At 36.7% G+C, this 1,723-nt stretch carries 2 protein-coding genes and 4 tRNA genes; all 6 read left to right on the top strand.

The genetic code is table 11. The features are described 5' to 3' along the window. Positions 1–49: 49 nt before the first annotated feature. A tRNA-Arg gene (locus tag HU235_RS24680) sits at positions 50–126 on the top strand. 10 nt (positions 127–136) lie between these two features. Beyond that, positions 137–229 (top strand) — tRNA-Ser (locus HU235_RS24675). Positions 230–255: 26 nt separating this feature from the next. Next, positions 256–339 (top strand) — tRNA-Tyr (locus HU235_RS24670). A 13-nt stretch (positions 340–352) separates the two neighbouring features. Beyond that, a tRNA-Gly gene (locus HU235_RS24665) sits at positions 353–423 on the top strand. A 236-nt stretch (positions 424–659) separates the two neighbouring features. Beyond that, positions 660–1,040: a GntR family transcriptional regulator gene (locus tag HU235_RS24660; RefSeq protein WP_145581461.1), complete on the top strand. Its 381-nt coding sequence runs from the start codon at positions 660–662 to the stop codon at positions 1,038–1,040. Then, a partial coding sequence (locus tag HU235_RS24655; RefSeq protein WP_174881908.1) for an ABC transporter ATP-binding protein occupies positions 1,040–1,723 on the top strand: 684 nt, incomplete at its 3' end. The genes HU235_RS24660 and HU235_RS24655, both read left to right, overlap by 1 nt.

The raw sequence follows: 1,723 nt of genomic DNA, 5'->3' as shown, positions 1-1,723 counted from the left end.
CTGCTGAGGCAACGATTATTATTTAAAAATACTTTTATCATTTGATGATGCGCCCGTAGCTCAATTGGATAGAGCGTTTGACTACGGATCAAAAGGTTAGGGGTTCGACTCCTCTCGGGCGCGCCATAATAAATTTGGAGGAATACCCAAGTCCGGCTGAAGGGATCGGTCTTGAAAACCGACAGGGGTGTCAAAGCCCGCGGGGGTTCGAATCCCCCTTCCTCCTCCATAAAATATTGTAATTCTACCCATGATGGAGGGGTAGCGAAGTGGCTAAACGCGGCGGACTGTAAATCCGCTCCTTCGGGTTCGGCAGTTCGAATCTGCCCCCCTCCACCATTTATTTTTACGTGCGGGTGTAGTTTAGTGGTAAAACCTCAGCCTTCCAAGCTGATGATGAGGGTTCGATTCCCTTCACCCGCTTATTTAATATGAAGTGTGTAAAAGATCAGTAGAGATACTGGTCTTTTTTTATTTCCCTTCTAGAACATTTATATTATCAATTCAAAAAAGTTCGCGAATATAGTCGTGAACTTTTTTTGTGGTTAAAAAAGGTAATGCAGGGGAAACTTTGTATTGAAATAAAATGGAAATTAGTATATAGTACATTACAACAGTAATGCACTGGGTTGGTTGTTAATTGGAGGGAGGTTTTATACTTGATGCTGAATTCGGATGGAACGAAACCAATTTATATACAAATTGCAGAGTGGTTAGAGAATGAAATATTAAGTGAGAACATTTTGGAGGATGGAAAAATCTATTCCCAATATCAGCTAGCAGATATGTTTAATATCAATCCCGCAACAGCTGCAAAGGGCTTAAATTTGTTAGCGGAGGAGTCGATTTTGTACAAAAAGAGGGGGCTTGGGATGTTTGTATCGACTAATGCGAAAGAGATCATTCTTAATAAAAGGAAAAATCAAACGTTAAAAAATTTAGTTAGTGAAATTGTGATAGAAGCAGAAAGATTAAAAATATCAGAAGAAGAGCTAGTTAAGATGATTAAGGAAGCCAATCGTGATAGGAGGAGCTGTTAATGAACGTTATTGAATGTGAGAAACTATCGAAAATGTATGGTCAAAAGAAAGCATTAAATGAATTGTCTTTTACAATCGGAACTAATAAAATTACTGGCTTAATCGGTAGAAATGGTGCGGGCAAAACAACACTTTTAAAAATCATCGCTGGTTTTATTCGTGAATCTTCAGGCAGTATAAAAGTGTTTTCCGAAAATCCATTCAATAATTTGAAGGTATCTGCAAATAGGATCTATATTGACGATCAAATGTATTTTCCTAATACATTAACGTTAAAGGATATCTTACAATCTGCAGCAGCAGTTTATGTAAATTGGGATGATGAGTTTGCCAAAAGACTTTTTTCTTATTTTACATTTCATCCTAAACAACACTATTATCATCTTTCTAAAGGAATGAAAAGCACGTTTAATATGATTTTAGCGCTCTCAGCAAAATGTCCGTTAACGATTCTTGATGAACCAACAACTGGAATGGATTCCTCGGTTAGAAAGGATTTTTACCGAGCGTTATTAAAGGACTATCTTGAATACCCGAGAACTATTATTCTTTCAAGTCATTTATTAAATGAAATTGAAGATTTATTAGAGGATATTTTATTAATTAATGAAGGTAAAGAGTTATTACATATGCCAATGGCGGATTTCAAGGAATATGCGATTGGACTCCAGGGAAAGGAAAAG

It is taken from the genome of Metabacillus niabensis (assembly GCF_902829255.1).
Classification (GTDB): domain Bacteria; phylum Bacillota; class Bacilli; order Bacillales; family Bacillaceae; genus Metabacillus; species Metabacillus niabensis.
The sequence above is the reverse complement of the archived record's forward strand: the minus strand, read 5'-3'. Positions and strand labels throughout refer to the sequence as shown.